Origin of the sequence: Streptomyces sp. NPDC001599, assembly GCF_042893535.1 — a bacterium.
Lineage (GTDB): Bacteria > Actinomycetota > Actinomycetes > Streptomycetales > Streptomycetaceae > Streptomyces.
Genome location: NZ_JBIAVA010000016.1, coordinates 158315 through 164491, shown reverse-complemented (window position 1 = coordinate 164491; position 6177 = coordinate 158315). Strand labels below are relative to the sequence as shown.

The 6177-nt window shown below is 72.0% G+C and carries 5 protein-coding genes; 3 read left to right on the top strand and 2 right to left on the bottom strand.

What is annotated here, in order from left to right:
* Positions 1–168, top strand: a 168-nt coding sequence (locus tag ACFYZ3_RS31805; RefSeq protein ID WP_362427189.1) for an MFS transporter, incomplete at its 5' end; no start/stop codon positions are given.
* A gap of 126 nt (positions 169–294) precedes the next feature.
* On the opposite strand, the gene ACFYZ3_RS31800 is transcribed toward ACFYZ3_RS31805, so the two are convergent.
* A complete protein-coding gene (locus ACFYZ3_RS31800) occupies positions 295–1752 on the bottom strand; it encodes a cytosine permease (RefSeq protein WP_388524919.1) in 1458 nt (485 codons plus the stop codon).
* Between the two features lie 189 nt (positions 1753–1941).
* Here ACFYZ3_RS31800 and ftsY point away from each other — a divergent pair, with 189 nt between their 5' ends.
* Positions 1942–3150 carry a signal recognition particle-docking protein FtsY gene (gene ftsY, locus ACFYZ3_RS31795; protein WP_134112190.1) on the top strand — a complete coding sequence of 403 codons (1209 nt, stop codon included), beginning with the start codon at positions 1942–1944 and terminating at the stop codon, positions 3148–3150.
* A 320-nt stretch (positions 3151–3470) separates the two neighbouring features.
* Here ftsY and ACFYZ3_RS31790 read toward each other — a convergent pair whose 3' ends face one another.
* Entirely contained in the window at positions 3471–4142 is a 672-nt protein-coding gene (locus ACFYZ3_RS31790; RefSeq protein WP_388524916.1) for a bifunctional DNA primase/polymerase, read from the bottom strand.
* Between the two features lie 446 nt (positions 4143–4588).
* On the opposite strand from ACFYZ3_RS31790, the gene ACFYZ3_RS31785 reads away from it, so the two are divergent.
* The gene (locus tag ACFYZ3_RS31785; RefSeq protein WP_388524914.1) at positions 4589–6088 is read left to right on the top strand and encodes a hypothetical protein; all 1500 of its coding nucleotides are present in this window, start codon (positions 4589–4591) and stop codon (positions 6086–6088) included.
* Positions 6089–6177: the final 89 nt, after the last annotated feature.

The window sequence follows — 6177 nt, the reverse complement described above, 5'->3', positions numbered from 1 at the left end:
GCGCAGTGGATCGCCAACTGGGCCATCACCGCGAGCTTCCCGTCGCTGGCCGACTGGAACCTCTCCGGCACCTACGTGATCTACACGATCTTCGCCGCCCTCTCCATCCCCTTCGTCCTCAAGTTCGTGAAGGAGACCAAGGGCAAGGCCCTGGAGGAAATGGGCTGACCCCCGCCCGGCCCCGAAAAGCCGGGGAGGAGGGCCAAGTCCCCGCTGCCCCTCTCCCCGTACCGTCCGCCGCCCCGCCCGGTCACCCTCCGGGCGGGGCGGCGGTGTGCCGGGGCTCGGCGTACGTCAGACGGTCACGGCCTCGGCCCCGGGCTGCTCGGCCCGCTCCGCGCACGCCGCCGGGACGACCAGCGCCGGCTTCGGCAGCACCGCGTACAGCAGGGCGGAGATCACGACCGTGGCCACCCAGCCCAGCCCGTACTCGCCGACGAAGTTGTTCGTGGCGAGGGGACCGGTGAACCAGTCGGACGTGGTGAACATCAGACCGGCGGCCAGGCCCACCGCCCAGGCGACGACGGCCGCGGGGGAGAAGCCGCCGCGGTACCAGTAGGCGCTGGTGCGGCCGGTGTCGGCCAGGGCCTCGCCGTCGTACTCCCGGCCGCGCAGCATGTCCGCGCCGAACACGCCGACCCAGGCGGAGAAGGCGACCGCGAGCAGTGACAGGAACGCGATGAAGGACCCCATGAAGCTGGTCGCCACCAGCATCAGCACGCCGCCGAAGACCAGCGAGATCACGGCGTTGACCGAGACCGCCCAGTGCCGCGGGACCTTGAAGCCCAGGGTCTGCGCGGTGAACCCCGCCGAGTACATCGACATCGAGTTGATCAGCAGCATGCCGATCAGCGCGATCAGCAGGTACGGCACCGCGATCCAGGTCGGCAGGATCTCGCCCAGGAAGGAGACCGGGTCGGCGGCCGAGGCCAGGTCCGGCGTGGAGACCGCCATGACCGCGCCCATCAGCACCATCGGCAGTACGACGATGCCCGCACCGCCGACCGTCACCCCCACGATCCCCTTCGAGGAGGCCGTGCGCGGCAGGTACCGGGTGAAGTCCGGTGCGGACGGGATCCAGCTGACGCCGCCCGCCGCGATCAGACCCACACCCGTGATCATCGCGGCCACCGAACCGGCGGACCGGTCGAAGACCGCGGACCAGTCGGTGTCGACCACCAGATAGCCGAGCACCAGCACCGAGAAGGCGCCGAAGAGGTACGCCGCGTACTTGTTGCACTTCTGCACGGCGTTGATGCCCAGCCCCGAGATCGCGAACGTCGCCACCACGAAGGCGAGCAGCGTCACCATGTCCAGGACGCTGTTGGCGCGTATGCCGAAGACGATGTCCAGCACGGTGAGCAGCGCATAGGCACCGGTCACCGCGTTGATCGTCTCCCAGCCCCAGCGGGCGACCCAGATCAGCGAACCCGGCAGCAGATTGCCCCGCTGCCCGAACACGGCACGGGACAGCGCCATCCCGGGAGCGCCGCCCCGCTTGCCGGCGATGCCGATCAGCCCGACCAGGCCGTACGACACGAGCGGCGCGGCCCCCGCGACGACCAGGGCCTGCCAGAAGTTGAGCCGGTACGCCACGACGAGGCTCGCGCCCATCGTGAGCAGCAGCACGCTGATGTTGGCGCCGACCCAGGTCGGGAACAGCTCGCGGGTCCGGGCGGTGCGCTCGTGGTCGGGCACCTGCTCGATGCCGCGGGTTTCCAGGGCGCCTTCGTTCTCGGCGGTCTTGCTCATGTGGGGGGGGGGGTCCGTGCCTCGATCGTGGGGAAGAGGGGGCGGTCGGGACTCTACGCGCGTTGACGCGGCCTTCTCCATCGTACTTTGCTCCGACTCGTTCCTTCCAGGGGCCTTTGTCCTTTGGTGGAAACCACAAGCGACCGATAGCGGGGGGCCGTGCCGGGGGTCACGCATACTGGTCCCGTTATGGAAATCGTCATCCTTGCTGTAGTCATCGCCGTGGTCGTGATCGGCGCGCTCGGCGGGCTGGTCGTCGGCAGCCGCCGCAAGAAGCAGCTGCCCGAGCCGCCCCCCGCCACGCCCGACATCACCGCCCCTCCGGCCGAGCCGCACGTCGGCGACGAGGCCGAGACGCCGCGCGACGAAACGCGCCGGACGATAGAGGAGGTCGACCTCCCGGACGGCGGCACCGCCACCGTCGAGGAGCCGCCCGTCGTCGAAGAGCTCGAGATCCCGCAGATCGAGGTTCCCGAGCCCACCGCCGGCCGACTGGTCCGGCTCCGTGCCCGCCTCTCCCGCTCGCAGAACGCCCTCGGCAAGGGCCTGCTGACCCTGCTGTCCCGGGAGCACCTCGACGACGACACCTGGGAGGAGATCGAGGACACGCTCCTCACCGCCGACGTCGGCGTGCAGCCCACCCAGGAGCTGGTCGAGCGCCTCCGGGAGCGGGTGAAGGTCCTCGGCACCCGCACGCCGGAGGAGCTGCGCACCCTGCTGCGCGAGGAGCTGATCACCCTGGTCGGCCCCGACATGGACCGCGAGGTCAAGACCGAGCCCGCCACGAGCAAGCCCGGCATCGTGATGGTCGTCGGGGTGAACGGCACCGGCAAGACCACCACCACCGGCAAGCTCGCCCGCGTCCTGGTGGCCGACGGCCGCAGCGTCGTACTCGGCGCCGCCGACACCTTCCGCGCCGCCGCCGCTGACCAGCTCCAGACCTGGGGCGAGCGGGTCGGCGCCCACACCGTGCGCGGGCCCGAGGGCGGCGACCCCGCCTCCGTCGCCTTCGACGCGGTCAAGGAGGGCAAGGAGATGGGCTCGGACGTCGTGCTCATCGACACCGCCGGCCGCCTGCACACCAAGACCGGTCTGATGGACGAGCTGGGCAAGGTCAAGCGCGTCGTGGAGAAGCATGCGCCGCTGGACGAGGTGCTGCTCGTGCTCGACGCCACCACCGGCCAGAACGGTCTGATCCAGGCCCGGGTCTTCGCTGAGGTCGTGAACATCACCGGCATCGTGCTGACCAAGCTGGACGGCACGGCCAAGGGCGGCATCGTGGTCGCCGTCCAGCGCGAGCTGGGCGTGCCGGTCAAGCTGATCGGACTCGGAGAGGGCGCGGACGACCTGGCGCCGTTCGAGCCCGCGGCCTTCGTGGACGCCCTCATCGGCGAGTGACGCCGCCTGCCGGCGCCCCGCGCCCGCAGACAGGCGAGAAGCGCCCGCCTCCCGAACCGGGAGACGGGCGCTTCGCCGTTGCGGCGGGAGGGGTGAGGGGCGGCCGGTGACCACCGAGTGCCGGCGTGCCCGTCCGCCATTCACGAGTGCCGACGTGCCCGTCGGCGATGGGGGAGGGGCGCCTTGTGGGCGTGCGGAGGTGGGGCGAGTGGTGCCGCCGCCCGTGTCCGCCGAGTGGCGGGCGCCAGGACGCGCGGCGCGGGGTGTGGACCGGGGCCGGCGCTTACGAGCGAGGCGGATGTCCCAGAAGGGGCGGAGGCCTACGCCCGGGACCGGTGGGCCACGTAGGCCAGCGTACCCAGGAGCAGCCGGGCCGCCGGGGGCTTCGTGGCCGAATCGAGGGCCGGAGGGCGCAGCCAACGCACCGGGCCCCGGCCGCCGCGGTCGGAGGGCGGTGCCGTGAGGTACGTACCGGGGCCGAGGCCGCGCAGGTCGAGGGCGGACGGGTCGTCCCAGCCCATCCGGTACAGCAGCCGGGGCAGCTCGGCCGCAGCGCCCGGAGCGACGAAGAACTGGGCGCGGCCCTGCGGGGTCGCCGCGACCGGCCCGAGCGGGACGCCCATGCGCTCCAGCCGGGCCAGCGCCCGCAGCCCGGCGGGCTCGGCCACCTCGATCACGTCGAAGGTCCCCCCGACCGCCAGCATCACGGCGGCCCCGGGGAAGCGGGCCCAGGCCTCGGTCGCCTCGTCCAGGGTCGCCCCGGCGGGCACTCGGGGCGCGAAGTCCAGGGGGTGCGCGCCCGGCGCCGGACAGTCGGGCAGGCCGCACGAGCAGGCGCCCTGGGCGGTCCGGGCGCCCGGCACCACGTCCCAGCCCCACAGCCCGGTGAACTCGGCCACGACGGTGCACTCCGAGGCGCGGCCGCGGCGACGCGCGCCGGACCGGATCTCGCGCATGCCCCGACTGCTGCCGATGCCGATCGTGAAGCCCATGCCCCCTCCAACGGGTCCGACGCAGCGGCGGTTACGCAGCGGACGTGAAACGTGACTCTCTGCTTCCAGATCCCCAGTCGGGCGCCGTTCAGACAGCGTCCGGAAGCACTCCGGGGTGGTGCGTCCGGTGGCGCACGCCCCGGTGTGCACCGTTGCACCGGCTCCCGGTTGGCCTATGTCAAGTGAATCGCGTCCCGGCCACCGCGAGTTCATTCGAAGGGGTGGCGAATGGTGGCGATTCTGCAATCGCCATGGCTGAACGAGTGATCGCGGGACTACTTTGTGTGCATGGAGCCTTGGGGCACATGCACTTGTGGGTATGCCGGAGGCAACCCGGCTTTCCGTTCGAAGGGTGCCAACCACCGGACGGAGGGCCGTAACCACCGGCATTCTGATAGGGCTTGGCGCACTCGGCGACAGGTGGTCTCAGGGATGGGGGCGTTCCAGTGAGTGGCAACGGCGGAAGCGGTACGAGCGCGGCGAGCGCGTCGCACGCCGACAAGCGTCCGAACGAGCTGCTCACCTCCTGGTTCGCCCGCAGCGGCTGGTCCAAGGGCGAGCTGGCCCGCCAGGTCAACCGCCGGGCCCGCCAGCTGGGCGCCAACCACATCTCCACCGACACCTCACGCGTGCGCCGCTGGCTCGACGGGGAGAACCCGCGCGAGCCGATCCCGCGGATCCTGTCCGAGCTGTTCTCCGAGCGTTTCGGCGTCGTCGTCTCCGTCGAGGACCTGGGCCTGCGTTCCACCCGCCCCACGCCCTCCGCGACCGGCGTCGACCTCCCCTGGACGGGCCCGCAGACCGTGGCCCTGCTCAGCGAGTTCTCGCGCAGCGACCTCATGCTGGCGCGGCGCGGCTTCCTCGGGAGCTCGCTGGCCCTCTCCGCGGGCCCGTCCCTCATCGAACCCATGCAGCGCTGGCTCGTCCCCACGCCCTCCGCCGGCCCGTCGGCCGACCGCGAGTCCGCCGCGCCCGCCTCCCGCGCGCGCGGCCGCCTGTCCAGGCCGGAACTGGACCTGCTGGAGTCCACGGCCGTGATGTTCCGCCGCTGGGACGCCCAGTGCGGCGGCGGCCTGCGCCGCAAGGCCGTGGTCGGCCAGCTGCACGAGGTCACCGACCTGCTCCAGGAACCGCAGACCGAGACCACCCGCGCCAAGCTCTTCAAGGTCGCCGCCGAGCTGGCCGAGCTGGCCGGCTGGATGTCGTACGACGTGGGGCTCCAGCCCACCGCCCAGAAGTACTTCGTGCTCGCCCTGCACGCCGCCAAGGAGGCCGGGGACCGGCCGCTCGGCTCGTACATCCTCTCCAGCATGAGCCGCCAGATGATCCACCTCGGCCGGCCCGACGACGCCCTGGAGCTGATCCACCTCGCGCAGTACGGCAGCCGGGACTGCGCCAGCCCCCGCACCCAGTCGATGCTGTACGCGATGGAGGCCCGCGCCTACGCCAACATGGGCCAGCCCGGCCGCACCAAGCGCGCGGTGCGCATGGCGGAGGACATCTTCGCCGAGGCCGACGAGTGGGACGAGCCGGACCCCGACTGGATCCGCTTCTTCTCCGAGGCCGAGCTGTACGGGGAGAACAGCCACTCCTTCCGCGACCTCGCATACGTGGCCGGCCGCAGCCCCGCCTACGCCTCCCTCGCCGACCCCCTGATGCGCCGGGCCGTGGAGCTGTTCGCCAAGGACGAGGAACACCAGCGCTCCTACGCGCTGAACCTGATCGGCATGGCCACCGTCCACCTGCTGCGCCGCGAACCCGAGGAGAGCACCGTCCTGGCCATGGAGGCCATGGGCATCGCCAAGAAGGTCCGCTCCGAACGCGTCAACACCCGCATCCGCAAGACCGTCGACACGGCCGTACGCGATTTCGGCGACCTCGGCGAGGTCGTCGACCTGACCGAACGGCTCGCCGTCGAGCTGCCGGAGACCGCCGAAGCGGTCTGAACCCCCACCAGCCCCGGCCGCGGCCGGCCCTCCCGAACTGCCCGACTCGGCTCCCCCATGCCAGGTCATTCGGAGGCCGCCGCGGCCGG

Bases quoted from the DNA above. Each gene is read 5' to 3' on its own strand.
- ftsY (WP_134112190.1), top strand. From the start codon at position 1,942: ATGGAAATCGTCATCCTTGCTGTAGTCATCGCCGTGGTCGTGATCGGC.
- ACFYZ3_RS31800 (WP_388524919.1), bottom strand. From the start codon at position 1,752: ATGAGCAAGACCGCCGAGAACGAAGGCGCCCTGGAAACCCGCGGCATC.
- ACFYZ3_RS31790 (WP_388524916.1), bottom strand. From the start codon at position 4,142: ATGGGCTTCACGATCGGCATCGGCAGCAGTCGGGGCATGCGCGAGATC.